14 protein-coding genes and 2 tRNA genes are annotated in these 14887 nt (G+C 57.0%); 2 read left to right on the plus strand and 14 right to left on the minus strand.

The window, feature by feature from the left end; translation table 11 throughout:
• Positions 1-58: 58 nt before the first annotated feature.
• From QZ540_RS01645 to QZ540_RS01665, 5 genes are all read right to left on the minus strand, one after another.
• The gene (locus tag QZ540_RS01645) at positions 59-499 is read right to left on the minus strand and encodes a hypothetical protein (protein WP_294627235.1); all 441 of its coding nucleotides are present in this window, start codon (positions 497-499) and stop codon (positions 59-61) included.
• Between the two features lie 82 nt (positions 500-581).
• A complete protein-coding gene (locus QZ540_RS01650) occupies positions 582-1025 on the minus strand; it encodes a hypothetical protein (RefSeq protein WP_294627237.1) in 444 nt (147 codons plus the stop codon).
• 188 nt (positions 1026-1213) lie between these two features.
• Positions 1214-1657, minus strand: a complete 444-nt coding sequence (locus tag QZ540_RS01655) for a hypothetical protein (protein WP_294627239.1) — start codon at positions 1655-1657, stop codon at positions 1214-1216.
• A gap of 182 nt (positions 1658-1839) precedes the next feature.
• Positions 1840-2466 (minus strand): DUF4190 domain-containing protein, encoded by a 627-nt coding sequence (locus QZ540_RS01660; RefSeq protein ID WP_294627241.1) that lies wholly within the window; start codon positions 2464-2466, stop codon positions 1840-1842.
• Between the two features lie 222 nt (positions 2467-2688).
• Positions 2689-3045 (minus strand): DUF4190 domain-containing protein, encoded by a 357-nt coding sequence (locus QZ540_RS01665; protein WP_294627243.1) that lies wholly within the window; start codon positions 3043-3045, stop codon positions 2689-2691.
• Between the two features lie 256 nt (positions 3046-3301).
• Here QZ540_RS01665 and QZ540_RS01670 point away from each other — a divergent pair.
• Positions 3302-3393: transfer RNA gene (locus QZ540_RS01670), tRNA-Ser, on the plus strand.
• 79 nt (positions 3394-3472) lie between these two features.
• Here QZ540_RS01670 and QZ540_RS01675 read toward each other — a convergent pair.
• From QZ540_RS01675 to QZ540_RS01715, 9 genes are all read right to left on the minus strand, one after another.
• A complete protein-coding gene (locus tag QZ540_RS01675) occupies positions 3473-4018 on the minus strand; it encodes a histidine phosphatase family protein (RefSeq protein ID WP_294627245.1) in 546 nt (181 codons plus the stop codon).
• Between the two features lie 155 nt (positions 4019-4173).
• The gene (locus QZ540_RS01680; protein WP_294627247.1) at positions 4174-4926 is read right to left on the minus strand and encodes a winged helix-turn-helix domain-containing protein; all 753 of its coding nucleotides are present in this window, start codon (positions 4924-4926) and stop codon (positions 4174-4176) included.
• 574 nt (positions 4927-5500) lie between these two features.
• Positions 5501-6139: a uracil phosphoribosyltransferase gene (gene upp / locus QZ540_RS01685; RefSeq protein ID WP_070832204.1), complete on the minus strand. Its 639-nt coding sequence runs from the start codon at positions 6137-6139 to the stop codon at positions 5501-5503.
• Between the two features lie 172 nt (positions 6140-6311).
• Positions 6312-6398, minus strand: a tRNA-Ser gene (locus QZ540_RS01690).
• A gap of 167 nt (positions 6399-6565) precedes the next feature.
• Positions 6566-7186, minus strand: a complete 621-nt coding sequence (locus tag QZ540_RS01695; protein WP_070665911.1) for a TetR/AcrR family transcriptional regulator — start codon at positions 7184-7186, stop codon at positions 6566-6568.
• A 79-nt stretch (positions 7187-7265) separates the two neighbouring features.
• On the minus strand, positions 7266-9872 hold the full coding sequence (locus QZ540_RS01700) for a YhgE/Pip domain-containing protein (RefSeq protein WP_294627250.1): 2607 nt from the start codon (positions 9870-9872) through the stop codon (positions 7266-7268).
• 2 nt (positions 9873-9874) lie between these two features.
• On the minus strand, positions 9875-10762 hold the full coding sequence (locus QZ540_RS01705) for a multidrug ABC transporter ATPase (RefSeq protein WP_294627252.1): 888 nt from the start codon (positions 10760-10762) through the stop codon (positions 9875-9877).
• Positions 10763-11061: 299 nt separating this feature from the next.
• On the minus strand, positions 11062-11589 hold the full coding sequence (locus QZ540_RS01710) for a nucleoside deaminase (protein WP_294627254.1): 528 nt from the start codon (positions 11587-11589) through the stop codon (positions 11062-11064).
• A gap of 42 nt (positions 11590-11631) precedes the next feature.
• On the minus strand, positions 11632-13818 hold the full coding sequence (locus QZ540_RS01715) for a RecQ family ATP-dependent DNA helicase (protein ID WP_294627255.1): 2187 nt from the start codon (positions 13816-13818) through the stop codon (positions 11632-11634).
• Positions 13819-14155: 337 nt separating this feature from the next.
• Here QZ540_RS01715 and QZ540_RS01720 point away from each other — a divergent pair, with 337 nt between their 5' ends.
• Positions 14156-14812 (plus strand): DedA family protein, encoded by a 657-nt coding sequence (locus QZ540_RS01720; protein WP_294627256.1) that lies wholly within the window; start codon positions 14156-14158, stop codon positions 14810-14812.
• The last annotated feature ends 75 nt before the right edge of the window (positions 14813-14887 follow it).

The raw sequence follows: 14887 nt of genomic DNA on the forward strand, positions 1-14887 counted from the left end.
CCTCAACGCGAGGAACGGGGCTCTTCGCATATGCCGTTTTGAGTTACCGGGAGCATCGTTAGTGGATGTGTGACAAGGCGTTCAGAATCAATATGATGAGGGCAACGATAGCAATGACAATGCCGATTCCTATCCCGCTGAGGATTAGGCCTCCGAAGGCGTGCTTGCCGTACCGGCGTGCCACGAACACCTGCCAGATGCCCAGGATGCTCAGTAATGGGGCAATAATAGCCAGGACTATACCGTTTTCAAGCTCCTCGGCAAACAGCCAAATCCCCAGGAAGAGAAACAGCAGGCCCAGGGCACCGAAAAGGAGGGATAAGTTCGCCGCTCTTTTACCGGCTTGTGCCCTCCGCACGTCGGGAGGTAGCTCGCTTTCATGTAGCGACCAGTCGTCCGTATCGTCGACCTCGGGCTGCTCGCTGTCATCTTCCTGGTAGAGCTTGGTGTATTCGGGGTTGTCATCGAAATCTTCGTTGTTTTGGGGTAGCTGCGACATCGCATCCACAACCTTTCAATACCGGGTGTTACGTGTCTAGCGACTCGGGAGAGCATCTGAGCTCACCATCGAGCCAGCGTCATTAGTTGATGCCTGACAAGGCGTTCACAATCAGCATGATGAAGGCGGCGATACCAATGAAAATGCATAGCCCCAGCCCGTTGAGAATCAGGCCACCGCTGGCACGCGTACCGCGCCGCCTTGCTGTGAACCCCTGCCAGATACCCAGGATGTTCAGGATTGGGGCAAGGAGAGCTATCTGCAGAGCAGTTTCTTCAAGACCTTGGACAAGACACCAGAACCCTAGAAAGAAAGACAGCGGGCTGAGGAAGACAAACAGTAGGGAGAGGTTCGCTGCCCTTTTACCCGCCGCTTGATCTGAAAACTCACCCGGAGACTCATTTGCGGGTAGTAGCTGTTCGTCAGAAGTATCCGGGCTAGGCTGCTCGTTGTTATCTTCCTGGTAGAGCTTGGCGTATTCGGGGTTGTTATCGAAGGCTTCATTGTTTTGGGGTAGGTGCGACATCGCATCCACAACCTTTCACATTCCACACGCGAGGGGTGTTAACTTCACCCTAGACCTTCCCCCACCTGGGGAACAAGCATGTCGGACCCATTCCAGGAAATACACGGCATACATACAGCAAAGCCCCGCACCTCACCATGAGGAACGGGGCTTTTCACATATGCCGTTTCGAGTTATCGGGGGCGTCGTTAGTTGATTTGTGACAAGGCATTCGCAATATACATGAAGAGGGCGGCGATACCGATGAAAAAGCATAGCCCCAGCCCGTTGAGAATACGACCTTCGAGGGCGCGCGTACCATGCCTCTGCGCTACCCGCCCCTGCCAGATACCCAGGATGTTCAGCACCGGCGCGGCGAGAGCTACCTGCAGACCGCTTTCTCCAAGACCCTGGACAAGCAACCAAAACCCTAGAACGAAAGACAGCGGGCTGAGGAAGCCGAAAAGTAGGGAGAGGTTCGCTGCCCTTTTACCGTCTTGTGTCCCTTGCCCGTCGGAAGGTTGCGCGCTCGCAAGTTGCTCCCAGTCGTCCGTGTCGTCAGCCTCCGACTGTTGGCTGTCATCCGCTTGGTAGAGCTGGGCGTATTCAGGGTTGTTATCAAAATCTTCATTGTTTTGGGGTAGCTGCGACATTGCATCCACAACCTTTCACATTCCACACGCAAGGGGCGTTAACTTCACCCTAGACCCTCCCCCGCCGAGGGAACAAGCATGTCGAGCCCAATCCAGGAAACACACGGCATACATACAGCAAAGCCCCACTCCTCACGTCGAGGAACGGGGCCTATGCGTACCCTCCAGCGAGGGCAAAGTTTTTAGAAAAGCGCCAGCATCTGCGCAACATCCACCAGTCTGGAATTGGCTGCGGAATCTGAAGAAGCCAGCAGAATCAACAGCAGAATACTACCGCCGTAAAACACCAGGAAAATGCCACCAACGACTACACTAATCCAGTTCAGGATGCGGCCAGTAGAAGCCGCCACACCGAAACGCTCAGCCTCATTAGCCTTAGAGACACCGATAACACCCAGAATCAGAGAGGGCAGACCCAGCACGAACCAGCCAAACGTTAGAGTACAAATCAAGCCGATAATACCGAGCACCGTAGAAGTCTGAGCAGCCTTCTCACCAGCAATCTGCTCGGGAGTCTTCTGCAAAAAGCCCATAGGAACCATCATGGGCTGACCGTACTGGTCGGGTTGCTGGTACTGCTGGCCATACGGGTCGTACTGGTTCTGGCCGTACGAGTCTTGACCGTACGAATTCTGACCGTACTGGTCATAGGAATACTGATCGTGGGAGCCCTGCCCGTACTGGCCGTAAGAACCCTGGCCGTACTGAGTGTTCTGCCCGTACTGACCGTTCTGGTTGTACTGCTCGTTCAGACGGTTGTAGTCCGGGTTGTAGTCGTAGGGGTCTGAGCCCCGAGGAGTCTGAGACATGGCATCTCACTTTCGTACGGCTGGTGTGCATTAAACCTAATTCACCCTAACCCATGAATGGGACAGGTACAACTAAGCCCGTCATGCAACCCCGCACAATGCACCTTGATGCACTGGGCACGGGCTTTACAGAGCGCACAAAAGCCCGCGTGCGCACGGAGCGCTCACGGACTTTCTGTAGCCAGTGTCCATGGAGGATGCTGACTAAAACGTTATAGGGTTCTAGCCCAGGTTCCTGATAGCACCCAGCCCCACAACAATAATGCTCAGGACCAGAGCAGCACCACCGATGATGGAACCAGTCAGTGCCAGACCACGGGTCTGCAGCTCAGGGACACGCAGAGCCGCCAAACCAAATGCCAGGCCCAATGCACTGAAAAGCGGGCTCAGAAGAACCAAACCAACAGCACCAAATACAATAGCGAGAATCGACAGAATCTTCGCCCTCTTCATCTGAGCCTGCTGCTCGGGGGTCGGGACCGGCTGACCGTACGGAGCCTGCTGGCTGAACTGGGGATCCTGGCTGAACTGGGGATCCTGGTTGAACTGGGGCTGGGGGTTGTTGGGGTTTTCAGACATGATTTCTCATTTCGTTGAGTAAATAAGACAACTCTGGCAACACTGTATGAAAAAATCACACGCCAGAGACGCCCTCTATTTATCGGTTGGACACATGCAGTGTATCGAAAATGTGTATGAGCCTCAATGTTTACGACCGGTAGTCCACGCCTAGAGGCCTACCTCCCCTGCCTACGCCTCACCTGCTACACAGGTCGAATTGACCAAGCGCAAAACAGCCTATATTCTTATAGGGATGCGCTCACGAGCGCACCGTGGAGACGTGCCAGAGCGGCCGAATGGACTTCACTGCTAATGAAGGGTCGGGGTTAAACTCGACCGGGGGTTCAAATCCCCCCGTCTCCGCCACTAAAAGCCCCGTACCGGCTGGTACGGGGCTTTTGCTATGCCCAACTATATTCGGGCGCGAAGTCTAGAAGCTCCTGGCCTAGAAGCTCTTGAAGTCCGCGAGGCGCGCATCCGCACCATCCAGCAGAGCCCACTCCCCCGGCACCTCAAACACCGCAATGGAAGAGGGCGGGAAGCCATAGTACACATCCATGGACGCATTCGGGTCAGAATCGGGGCTCATCAGACGCTGCGCGGCATCCTGCACACCGGGCAGATGCGACACTACCATCAGAGAATGAACATTCTCAGAAACACTGTTGATACGCGCAATGATGCGGGACGCAGACACCTCATACAGGCCCTCATCCAGATGAGCAGTAGGCGCCTTCGCCCCCAAACCATCCGAAACCCAGGTCGTCGTCTGGCGGGTACGCAAAGCCGACGACGACATAATCTGCTCCGGAATATAACCGCGAGAAGCCAACCAAGCGCCAGCAGCGGCAGCCTGCTCATGACCGCGCTTCGTCAGCGGGCGATCAAAATCGTTCAGACCCCAATCAGCCTCCGCATGGCGCATAATAATCAGACGCTTAACCCCGCGGCGGTGCGAGCCAGATGCAGTGTTGGAAGAATTTTCAGCCATACACCCATTCTATCTAGAGGGCGCCGGAACGTGCCGCACACCGCCACGTGAACAAGCCCCGCAGACACAAGTAAGCAGGCATAAGTAAACCCCGGCACACCGGCATCACGCCAGCACACCGGGGTGTACTCTACAGAGACTAAATTCTGTACACGCTAAATCGAGTATTCCGGAGCAGCCCAGACAACAACCTCGGGGTGCTCAAAGAAGCGGTAGCCCTGACCGCGCACCGTACGCACGGTACCCGACAGGCGGCCCAGCTTCGAACGCAGACGACGAATATGCACGTCAATCGTACGCTCGTGCGGATGCTCGTCACCCGAGCTCCACAGCGCCTTCAGTAGCTCTTCACGACCCACGGTACGGGAAGAATTCTCCACCAGGTGCGCCAGTAGCTCGAATTCCTTGAAGGTCAGCATGAGCGGCTCACCGTCCAGGAACACCTCGCGACGCGCCAGGTCAATCAGAACGCCCGAAGAGTGGCTGTTCGTGGTCTCTGCTTCGCGGGCGACATTCGCCTCCGGATGCATGTACATTGCGGTCGGATCACCCAACGCATTACGCACAACCTCAAGGTCGCTACCCTCAGCATTCACGGGAGCCAACGCCACAGCAGCGTACGACTCCGACTCGGGAGCAAGGTGGTGTGCGTAGGTGCGCAAATCCTGAACAATACGCACCAGAGAGGTACCGTTTGCGGCGGCAAGTTCCTCATTCAGACCCACGTACAGCACGAAGCCACGTGCCTCATTTTCCTGAGCCTGCTTATGGGCAGAATCCCCGGCAGAGAATGTCATCGGGCGCAACGTTGCGGCCGGCATCGCGGGACGCTGGGGCTGCACGGCCTGACGCTTAGCGGCGCGGCCGCGCTGGGAGATGTGGACATATCCAGGTACAGCGCCTGACATGGTTCAACCTTCTCTCAAAGTCTGTGTACGGGATCCCAGTCGTACATGGGGTGGGGTGCGCCGGAAGTGACGCCGAGGCGAACAGTCCCCAATACCTGTTGAGCCTCAATCCTCTTACTTAATATTTCTCCTATTTGGCAGATAAATCAAGCGGATTCAGCATAATGGATACCCCCTTGAGGCCAATAGGAGTACAATACCCTTCCGCTATTTTGGGAGGTTTCATGCGGAACCTGAGGCTTTCAGCTTTTTTCTCACATAAATATTCACGGTTTCTTTTATGTATGGGTCATGCCCTGTATTTTCATGTGAGACTGTGAATATGCTTGAAGTTTTGAAGCGCCCTCAAATGCTTTAATGTGTTCCTAATCACATATAGGGAGGGTGTTGCAAAAGCCTACACCAACACCCAGCCGCACCATCGCCACCCAAGCCCCAGACACATTAGACACGCACCGCCACACCGCGGCACGCAACCCACCGAATACCCACAAGACATAGCGAAGCGCCCCCGCACATACATATGCAGAGGCGCCCGCTCACCGTAAGCAAATAAGCTCGCTCAGCCAGGCTATTACTCAGCCAGACCGTACAGGCGGTCACCGGCGTCGCCCAGACCCGGAATAATGTAAGCCTTCTCGTTCAGACGCTCATCACGAGCAGCCAAGAACAGGTCAACATTCTCCATGCCCTCAACACCCTTCTCCAGAGCAGCAATGCCCTCAGGAGCAGCAATCAGGCACACACAAGTCACAGACTCAGCACCACGCTTACGCAGGAACTTAATAGCCTCAATCAAAGTGCCACCGGTAGCCAGCATCGGATCCAGCAGGTACACCTGACGGCCAGTCAGATCCTCCGGCAGACGCTCAGCATAGGTCACGATGTCCAGGGTCTCCTCATTACGAGCCATGCCCAGGAAGCCCACCTCAGCGGTCGGAACCATGCGAGTCATACCCTCCAGCATACCCAAACCAGCACGCAGAATCGGAACAACCAGCGGCTTCGGATCAGCAATACGAACACCGGTAGTGGTCGCCACCGGAGTCACAACCTCAACCTCTTCCACGCGGATCTCGCGAGTCGCCTCATAGGCAAGCAGAGTCACCAGCTCATCAACCAGCTGACGGAAAATCGGGGACGGAGTGTTCTTATCACGCAGAACACTAATCTTGTGAGAGACCAGCGGGTGGTCAAGAATCTTAATACGCATAATACGATTTTACCCAGCCCCGAAACCGCAAGCACCGGCAAAGCCCCGGAAGTGGCACACACCCCATAAAACACAGCAAATAACGCCGCACAAACACCCGCCAGCACCACCCCAGAACAATCCGGGCATGCAAAAACCCGCCGAGACGAATCTCGACGGGTTTTCGTTGGTGCGGTGGTGGAGGGATTTGAACCCCCGTTGGCTTTTACACCAAACATCATTTCGAGTGATGCACCTTCGGCCGCTCGGACACACCACCAACAGTGGAAAACTATAGCACACCCCCCAACAGGAGGGCAAGAACGAGCCTACATATCGTGCGCGTACGGCAGCCGGGTGTCGCCTCTTTCACGGCCCCTTTAACCGTGCCCTTTTCGACACCCGACACCGAAGTCCCGGCTACGTCTGCAGACCCAACAGGTCCGCCTAATGACGGATATACCCATCTACAACCAGCATGACAGCACGCGTTGCATCCTCAGCATTGCGCTCCGCCTGATGCACTTCACGATCCATGGCAAGCATATAAATCGCGCCGAACATAGAGATCGCAATCGCACGAGGATTCTGAGCGGTATCAACCGTATAGCGGCGAGCCACAGCCTCCGTCATCTCCTCCAAATAATTCAGAAGATCCAGACGGTTATCGCTCATCGCCTCGGTCCAACCATCCGCGCCCTTCCACGCCTCCGCAAGCCACATCCGAGTAAAACCCGGACGGTCCTCAAGATACTGGAACGCGGCACGAATAGCACTCCGCAACGCCTCACGCGGATCAGAATGAACCGACGCCGCGCGACGCGCATCGCTCAGCAGCAACTGCGTGCCGTACTGGACCAGCTGATCCACCATGGTCTTCTTAGAACCGAAATTGTAATAAACAGTTCCCTTAGAAACCCCCGCCCGGGCAGCCACCTCTTCAACAGTGGCGTACTCAAGCCCCTTCTGGGTCATGATATCCATGGCAGCGTTGAACAACTTCAACTGAGTTTTACCAGTACGGCCGGGACGACGACTTGCAGCTTCAGCGACTGGGCGCTGCAACATCAGAAGTCCTCCCTCCCTTTTTGCAGATATATCTCTATTTTATTAGACAGTTTTCCCCGGTGCGACTAAACAGGGTTTGTTACACCGTAATCTCCGGCGCAAGCTTCTTCAGCGACCACGTACGATCACGACGCGTGCCAATGTAACCCAACACCAGACCAGCCAGACCCCACAGAGTCAAAACCAGCATGATGCCCCACAGGCTCGACTCATTAATGCCGTACGCCAAACGACGCGTACCCGCCACCGCATAACCCATCGGGAAGAAGTCATGCATCCAACGAATCGACTCAGGCAGAGTCTCATACGGCATCGTGCCGCCCGCAGTAATCAGCTGCAGAATCAGAATGACCAAAGCAACCAGCTTACCCGGCGCACCCAAAATCACCGTCAAACCATGAATGAAACCGGTAAAGACCAGAGCCACATAGCAGAGGAACAGCCACACCAGCCACGGATGAGCCATCTCAAAGCCCAAACCAAACTTAATCGCCGCGAACATCAGAGTCGCCTGAGCAATACCCACCAGGCCGAACGGCATCCAGCTACCGAGCATCACGCGAATCGACGGAGCATGCGAAGCCAGCGCACGGTTATTCATCACACGCAGCGTCTGAACCAGCATCAGGCCGCCAATCCACAGCGCCAAGCACATGAAGAACGGACCCATACCCTCACCATAGTTACGAGCCGACGCCAACGACTCCTGCGACAAAGTCACAGGGTTCGACATCGTATCCGCAACCTTCGCCTGATCGGTCGGCGCAAGGCTCGGAACCTGCTTAGCGCCAGAAGCCAGACCGCTCTCCAGCGACGAAGTACCATCCTTCAACTCGGAAGCACCATCATTCAGCTGAGTCGAACCATCAGACAGCTTTGCCGTACCGTCAGAAAGCTGCGACGCGCCATCCTTCAGCTCATTCGCGCCATCAGCCAGCTTCTGCTGACCCTCAACCGCAGACTGCTCCTTCTCCGCCAAAGTACCGCTACCATCCTTCAGCTCGGCAGTGCCGTTCTTCAAAGAATCAGTACCCTCCTTCAGCTCAGAAGCACCACCGGACAGAGTCGCAGAACCACTCGCAAGGCTCGAAGCACCCGAAGCGATCTTGGAATTACCATCAGCCAAGGTCGCCGAGCCCGACGCCAACGAGGATGCGCCAGCATCCACGCGAGCGGCACCATCAGCCACCGACGAAGCGCCCTTGGCAAGCGAAGACGCACCGGAATCCAGCGAATCCACGCCAGCCACCAAAGTCTGAATCTTTGCCGCAGTCGACGACGTACCATCAGACACACAATGGCTCGACTTCAACGCACTCAACTTCGACAGGGCATCAGCAGCGGCAGCATCACGAGTAGCCAGGTGCGACTGCAGAGCCTTCTGATTCAGCTCAGCAACCTCATTCTTCGTCTCCTCAGAATCAACAGCCGCCACCAGCTGATCAGCCTGCTCCTGAGTCAACGTACCCGCCTCAACCAGCGGAGTCACCTGAGCACGCACCTTCTGCGCACTCGCAGACACCACAGTATTCGACAAGTCACGACCAAAATCGCCACTACCAGCAGAAGTATCCGTCTCATGCAGGCGCATGCACATCGCGTTCAGCTCAGCCGGCAACTCACGAATACCCGCCTGATCCATGCCTTCACGCATCTGATGGATACCCGACGCCAAATCATTAGCGCCCTTCGCAACCGCCGCAGAGCCATCCTTCAAGCTCGCAGTACCCTCAGCCAGAGTCGCTGAGCCGTCCTTCAGCTTCGCCGCACCATCAGAAGCAGACGCCGCCGCCGAAGCCAACGTCGACGAACCATCCTTCAAGCTCGAAGCACCATCGGCAAGCTTCGCGGCACCAGAATCCAGCTTCGCCGCACCAGAATCCAAAGTCGACACACCATCAGCAAGCTTCGCGGCGCCCTCCGCCAACTGCTTCTGACCGTCCAACAGCTGGGACTGACCATCAGCCAAAGAGGAGGTGCCATCCTTCAGCTTCACGGCACCATCATTCACCGTGGCGGTGCCGTCCTTCAGCTGAGTGATAGCGTCCGCCAGCTTCACCGTACCGTTATTCACCTTCGAGGCACCATCAGCAGCCTCACCCATCTTCGAATGGATGGTCGTGAAGCTAGCCAACAGCGAATTAGCCGTCGAATTACCGACCTTCTCAGCCACCGAATCACGGACCGCAGTGCCCGCCTTCGTGACAATATTCGTCAGCACATAGTTATTCGCGTCATTCGTAATGACCTCAATACCCGCCGAACGCGCATCAATAGTGCCCGTCTTACCGTCAGCATCAGGCTTGAACGAACCGGCACTCTGCAAATTGCGGGAGAAATCCTTCGGGATCACCATCGCAAAGTCATAGGTGCCCTTCTCCACGCCCTCGACAGCCTCAGAACGGGTCTGCACCTGACGCCAATCAAACGTGCCAGCATCCAGAAGATTCTTCTTCACGTCAGCGCCGGTATTCACCTGCTGACCCTCAGAATCCGTCGCGCCCTCATCCTCAACCACGAGAGCGCCCACAATGCCATTCACATTGCCGTAAGCGTCCCAGTTACCGTACAGGTACAGGGCACCATACAGCAGCGGGATGCAGGACATTGCAAGCAGCACCAGAACCGGCAAAACACCGCTGGTCAGGCGCTTAAGCTCAACAAGAGCCACACGCAGAACAGTCATTCTTACTCCTTCTCAGCGGTCTTCTGGGCAACAGTTTTCTGGTTGCCGGTCTTCTGGTTGTCAGTCTTATGGTCAGTGGCCTGACCGAGCGCGCCGGATGCCGCGGGGGTGAAGGAAATCGAAGAGGCCGAAGGGATTTCCTCCACCTCACGCATCTCAATCACGTCATTCACGGGTTCAGCCTCAGTCAGCTCTTCCGTCTCGGACAGCTCTTCCGCAGGCTCCTCAGCCGGCTCAAACTCGCCGTCCTGATCCATATGAACGCTACCCACCACAGCACGGGCGCCCTGCCAAGACTCCGAAATATGCGGAACAATCGCCACCACGGTACGCGGGCGATCCTCGTCAGTGGCAAGCTCCTCCAGGTAAGGCAGCCACATATAGGTGTGATTCAAATGACGGGAGGGCGTATCAAAAACCAGCAGGTCCGAAGGACTCGCCTGCGCCAAAGCCGCCATCAGCTCAATGTTCATCTCACCATCCAGCTCATCCATCCACAGGCCGTCCAGGTCCTCAAGACCGCGTTCCTTCAGCCAGCGGCTCGCACGGGGACGACCAAAAACCGGCAGATTATAGGAGAGCATCTCAGACACGTAATCGTGCACACGCATGTGCTGCTCCGGGGCAGTCACATCGGGAGAATCAACAATGTCACTGATGCGGCGCAGCTTCTTCATCGAAATCGGCTGCGGCTCACCATCCCCGGCGCTCCAGAAAATCTCGCCACCCGACAGGGGCAAACGGCCGGTAAGAGCCAAACCCAGCGAGGTGCGCTCCATCTGGCTATCCGCCTGAATAATGATGACCTCGCCCTGATTTACAGAAAAAGAGGTACGACCAAAAAGGGCGTGGTGACGCCCCTTAGCCCAAATATTGTCAACGCGAAGCACGAGTAAATCCCCTCGATTACAGGACGGTTCAGGTGAGTTTCGGGGAGCACTCCGCAGGTTGCGTGGGGTATCTATTTTCAGTCACGGGCAGACGGAGGCTCCAGTGCCTATATATGGTAGACCCAGACATGTGTGATGTAGTGGGCTTTTTGCCTGAAATTGGGTACCAATTTTGAAATTTTTGAAGTATTTTTCAAATAAATGGGGGGTTTCGTACAAATAACGCGGAAAGCCACGCGTTCTCACGCAGCTTTCCACGTTATACAAAACAGTTCCTGAAGCGCCACCACGGGTGACGGTTAGGGGCGGCGTTCCTTAAAGAAGTCCACCATCAACTGCGCGCACTCATCGGCGCGCACCCCCGCATACACCTCGGGAGCCGGGGCAACCTTGCCATCACGCAGCACATCGTAACGGCTACCGGCGGCACCGGTCTTCTCCTCCCAGGCGCCAAAAACCACCGTCGAAACGCGTGACGCCAAAATCGTGCCGGCACACATCAGGCACGGCTCAACCGTCACCACGAGTGTGCACCCGTCCAGGCGCCATTGCCCACGATGCGCCGCCGCCTGACGAATCGCATTCACCTCAGCATGGGCGCTAGGGTCATGCTCCTGCTCGCGGGTGTTGCCCGCCGAACCGATAATGATGCCCCGCTCATCCACCACCACGGCACCGATAGGAATCTCTCCACGCTCCCCTGCGGCGGCGCCCTCAGCGAGGGCGTGCGCCATCCACTCGCTGTGTTCAGGGCGAGTGGGAATATCGCTGAGCACAGCGGAGGAACCGTCAGTGACCGTTAATTTTGAATATTCTGAATATGACATAAATCCTCGTCAGGGGAATAAATGAAGCATTATTGTGCGAGCCTAGTGAGTAGCTGCCAAGGAGAAAGGATACACCGCGGAAGCGCCCGCCAGTCGTAGCTCACGCGCCACCGCAATAAACACCCAGCGCGAATCCACCACATCAGAAACCAGCAGAACCGGGCACTGATGCTCACGCACGTAGTCCAGAACCTCAGCAGGCACCCGGTACGAGCGCAACACGTCCGCGCAACGGAACGCGCTATTACCGCCAAAGAAACGCGGCTCATCCACCAGAGATACCTGCCCCAAATCCGTCAGGCGACCCACTGATGCAAGCCCCCGGCCCAACGACTGAGCAAGACGAGGACGCACCGGAGAAGGCAGAGTCAGCACCGCCACCGGGCGACCCGCGGCACCCCACTTCCACGCCGCCAGCACCTTCACGCAGGCGCGACCCAGCTCGGCAGGAACCTCAGAATCAACCGGCTCACCCAGCTCATTCGTCGCCAGAAGCTCACGCAGGCGAGTGCCGTACCCCATGTCGCTCAGACGCGCCAACGCATAACCGGGTTCAGCCTGCTCCTCCGGGCGGATACGACCGCGCGGTGCATCCGCACCCATCAGCTGATCCAGACCGCTCGGCCACATACGACGCGGCTGCAACGGTACACCGACCGTGTTGAAGCTATTCTGTGCCGCCTGTAGCGCCTCAGCAGGGACCTCCGCCGGGTACCAGGGGCCCGCGCACACATCGCAACGACCGCAAGCGGTAGCGGAAACATCATCAAGCTGCTGAGCCAGGAAAAGCATGCGGCACTGACTAGTACGTTCATACTCGAGCATGGCGTTCTGCTCCGCCACACGCGCCTGCGCCACCGCCGCATAGCGGGCGTTATCGTACCGCCACGGCGAAGAGGTTCGGCGCCAATAGTTGCCTTCCTTCACAACGGCACCCTCAACGTCCAGCACCTTCAGCAGAAGCTCCAGGGTGGAGCGGCGCAGCTGAACGCGCGCCTCCAAAGCGGTAATGCTCAACCCCTCCGGGGCCTGAGCCAGCGCATCAAGAACAGCCAGCGCCTGCTCCTCATTAGGCATGGAGGCGGTCGCAAAATACTCCCAAATGGCGCGGTCTTCACGACCGGGCAGGAGCAGAACATCCGCGTTGGCGGCGCCTCGACCGGCACGACCGATCTGCTGGTAGTAGCTCACCGCCGAAGACGGCGCGCCCAGGTGCACCACAAAACCCAAATCAGGCTTATCAAAACCCATACCGAGGGCACTGGTTGCCACAAGAGCCTTCACCTGGTTTTCCTTGAGTGCCTGCTCTGCAACCAGGCGCTCATCCGGGTCGGTTTTGCCGGTGTAGGCGAGCACCTCGTAGCCGCTGGCGCGCAGAGCGTTTGCGGTATCTTCTGCCGCAGAGACAGTCAGCGTGTAGATAATGCCGGATCCGGGCAGGTCGTTCAGGTGGGTGAGCAGCCAGCCGATGCGTTGTGCCTCATCAGGCAGGGTAAGCACACCCAAGCGCAGGGACTCGCGGGATAGCGGGCCGCGGATTACGTGCACGGGGGCGGTGTCAGTGCTGAGCTGTTCGGCAATATCGCGGCTGACGCGGTCATTCGCGGTCGCGGTTGTCGCCAGCACCGGAACCCCTGCAGGCAGAGACTTAATGAGCGAACCAATGCGGCGGTAATCGGGGCGGAAGTCATGGCCCCAGTCAGAAATACAGTGCGCCTCATCAATGACGAGCAGACCCAGGCGCGGCAGCAGGTACGGTATCCACTGCTCGCGGAATGCCGGGTTATTGAGGCGTTCGGGGCCCACCAGCAGCACGTCAAGCTCATCAGCTTCGAGGCGGGTGCGGATCTCATCCCATTCGGTGACATTCGCGGAGTTCACCATTGCAGCGCGCACTCCCGCGCGGGATGCAGCCTCAACCTGATCACGCATCAGGGAAAGTAGCGGGGAGACAATAAGCGCCGGGCCCATACCGCGGGCACGCAACAGCAGAGAAGAAATGAAGTAGACAGCGGACTTACCCCAGCCGGTACGCTGCACCACCACAGTGCGGGCTCGGTCGGCGACGAGGGCACGAATCGCCTCGTACTGGCCATCGTGGAACTCAGCATCAGCGACACCGGTGAGGCGGCGCAACACTTCGCGGGCTTCAGCATGCAGAGGGTCAGCGCGCAGGGAATCGGTGCGCAAGGAATCCGCGGGGCTGGAAGCTGACTGCTGGGGGTTCATGGTTCTCTCCAACGGTGGGTGGTTGGGGTCATCGCTACGCCGCGACGCGCCGTACTCTCTTCCCATCATGTCACACCCCGTATCGCTCGGCTCTGCGGATGGCCATTTCTTGGGGAGGCGTGCGAGCGCCGCGTCACCTCGTGTAGTTTCGCCGTGCGGGTGGGGAGATTTACGCCTCGCTCACCCGTGCATCCGGCGTAAATGCCGGTAGAATTGTGCCAGTAATACACAGCCTCCGCATAGTTATGCGCAATGTTCACCATAGGTACGCTTTCTATGCTGGTGTTACTCCGCCGCCGATCCGTGTGTGCGGTCCACTCACAGTTCAGGATTTTTCATGACTTTTCTTGCCACCGCTTTGGCGCATCTTCCGGTTGCGCTCTTGGGCTTTGACCTTGAGCAGTTCCTGCTCGATACCGGCCCCTGGGTTCTGGTTGTTTCGGCAATTATCGTATTTATTGAGTCCGGTGTTCTTTTCCCGATTCTTCCGGGTGACTCCCTGATTTTTGCTCTGGGTATGCTTCATGAGCAGATGGGCCTGTCCCTGTGGGTTGCTTTCCCGGTTCTGGTGCTGGTTGCTATTGCTGGCGCTGAGGTTGGCTATCAGATTGGTGCCCGTTACGGCCGTAAGATCTTCAAGGATGACGCGAAGATTCTGAGCACTAAGAACCTGCACACTACTGAGGAGTTCTTCCAGAAGCGCGGTAGCTTGGCTCTGGTTCTGGGCCGTTTTGTGCCGATTGTTCGTACGTTTGTGTCTCTTGCGGCGGGTATTTCTTCGTACGACCGTAAGAAGTTCCACCTGTGGAATGTTGTTGGTGCGGTTGCGTGGATTGGTTCGATTGGTCTGGCGGGTGTGCTGCTGGGCGGTATCCCGTTCGTGCACAACAACATTGAGTACATTGCTGTGATTATTGTGGCGGTTTCTGTGGTGCCGGTTATTATCGAGTACCTGCGTGGCCGTTCGAAGGCGAAGCAGGAATCTGCTGAGTAATACGTGAGTCCTTCTCGGCTACTGAGCCGGGAATGAGAAAGGGTGGGGATAGATCGGAAGAGCACACGTCTGAAC

Origin of the sequence: uncultured Rothia sp. (assembly GCF_916049665.1) — a bacterium.
Lineage (GTDB): Bacteria > Actinomycetota > Actinomycetes > Actinomycetales > Micrococcaceae > Rothia.

Excerpts from the sequence above, each read along its gene's own strand:
- QZ540_RS01645 (WP_294627235.1), bottom strand. The coding sequence starts at position 499 with ATGTCGCAGCTACCCCAAAACAACGAAGATTTCGATGACAACCCCGAA.
- QZ540_RS01650 (WP_294627237.1), bottom strand. The coding sequence starts at position 1,025 with ATGTCGCACCTACCCCAAAACAATGAAGCCTTCGATAACAACCCCGAA.
- QZ540_RS01655 (WP_294627239.1), bottom strand. The coding sequence starts at position 1,657 with ATGTCGCAGCTACCCCAAAACAATGAAGATTTTGATAACAACCCTGAA.
- QZ540_RS01660 (WP_294627241.1), bottom strand. The coding sequence starts at position 2,466 with ATGTCTCAGACTCCTCGGGGCTCAGACCCCTACGACTACAACCCGGAC.
- QZ540_RS01665 (WP_294627243.1), bottom strand. The coding sequence starts at position 3,045 with ATGTCTGAAAACCCCAACAACCCCCAGCCCCAGTTCAACCAGGATCCC.
- QZ540_RS01675 (WP_294627245.1), bottom strand. The coding sequence starts at position 4,018 with ATGGCTGAAAATTCTTCCAACACTGCATCTGGCTCGCACCGCCGCGGG.
- QZ540_RS01680 (WP_294627247.1), bottom strand. The coding sequence starts at position 4,926 with ATGTCAGGCGCTGTACCTGGATATGTCCACATCTCCCAGCGCGGCCGC.
- upp (WP_070832204.1), bottom strand. The coding sequence starts at position 6,139 with ATGCGTATTAAGATTCTTGACCACCCGCTGGTCTCTCACAAGATTAGT.
- QZ540_RS01695 (WP_070665911.1), bottom strand. The coding sequence starts at position 7,186 with ATGTTGCAGCGCCCAGTCGCTGAAGCTGCAAGTCGTCGTCCCGGCCGT.
- QZ540_RS01700 (WP_294627250.1), bottom strand. The coding sequence starts at position 9,872 with ATGACTGTTCTGCGTGTGGCTCTTGTTGAGCTTAAGCGCCTGACCAGC.
- QZ540_RS01710 (WP_294627254.1), bottom strand. The coding sequence starts at position 11,589 with ATGTCATATTCAGAATATTCAAAATTAACGGTCACTGACGGTTCCTCC.
- QZ540_RS01715 (WP_294627255.1), bottom strand. The coding sequence starts at position 13,818 with ATGAACCCCCAGCAGTCAGCTTCCAGCCCCGCGGATTCCTTGCGCACC.
- QZ540_RS01720 (WP_294627256.1), top strand. The coding sequence starts at position 14,156 with ATGACTTTTCTTGCCACCGCTTTGGCGCATCTTCCGGTTGCGCTCTTG.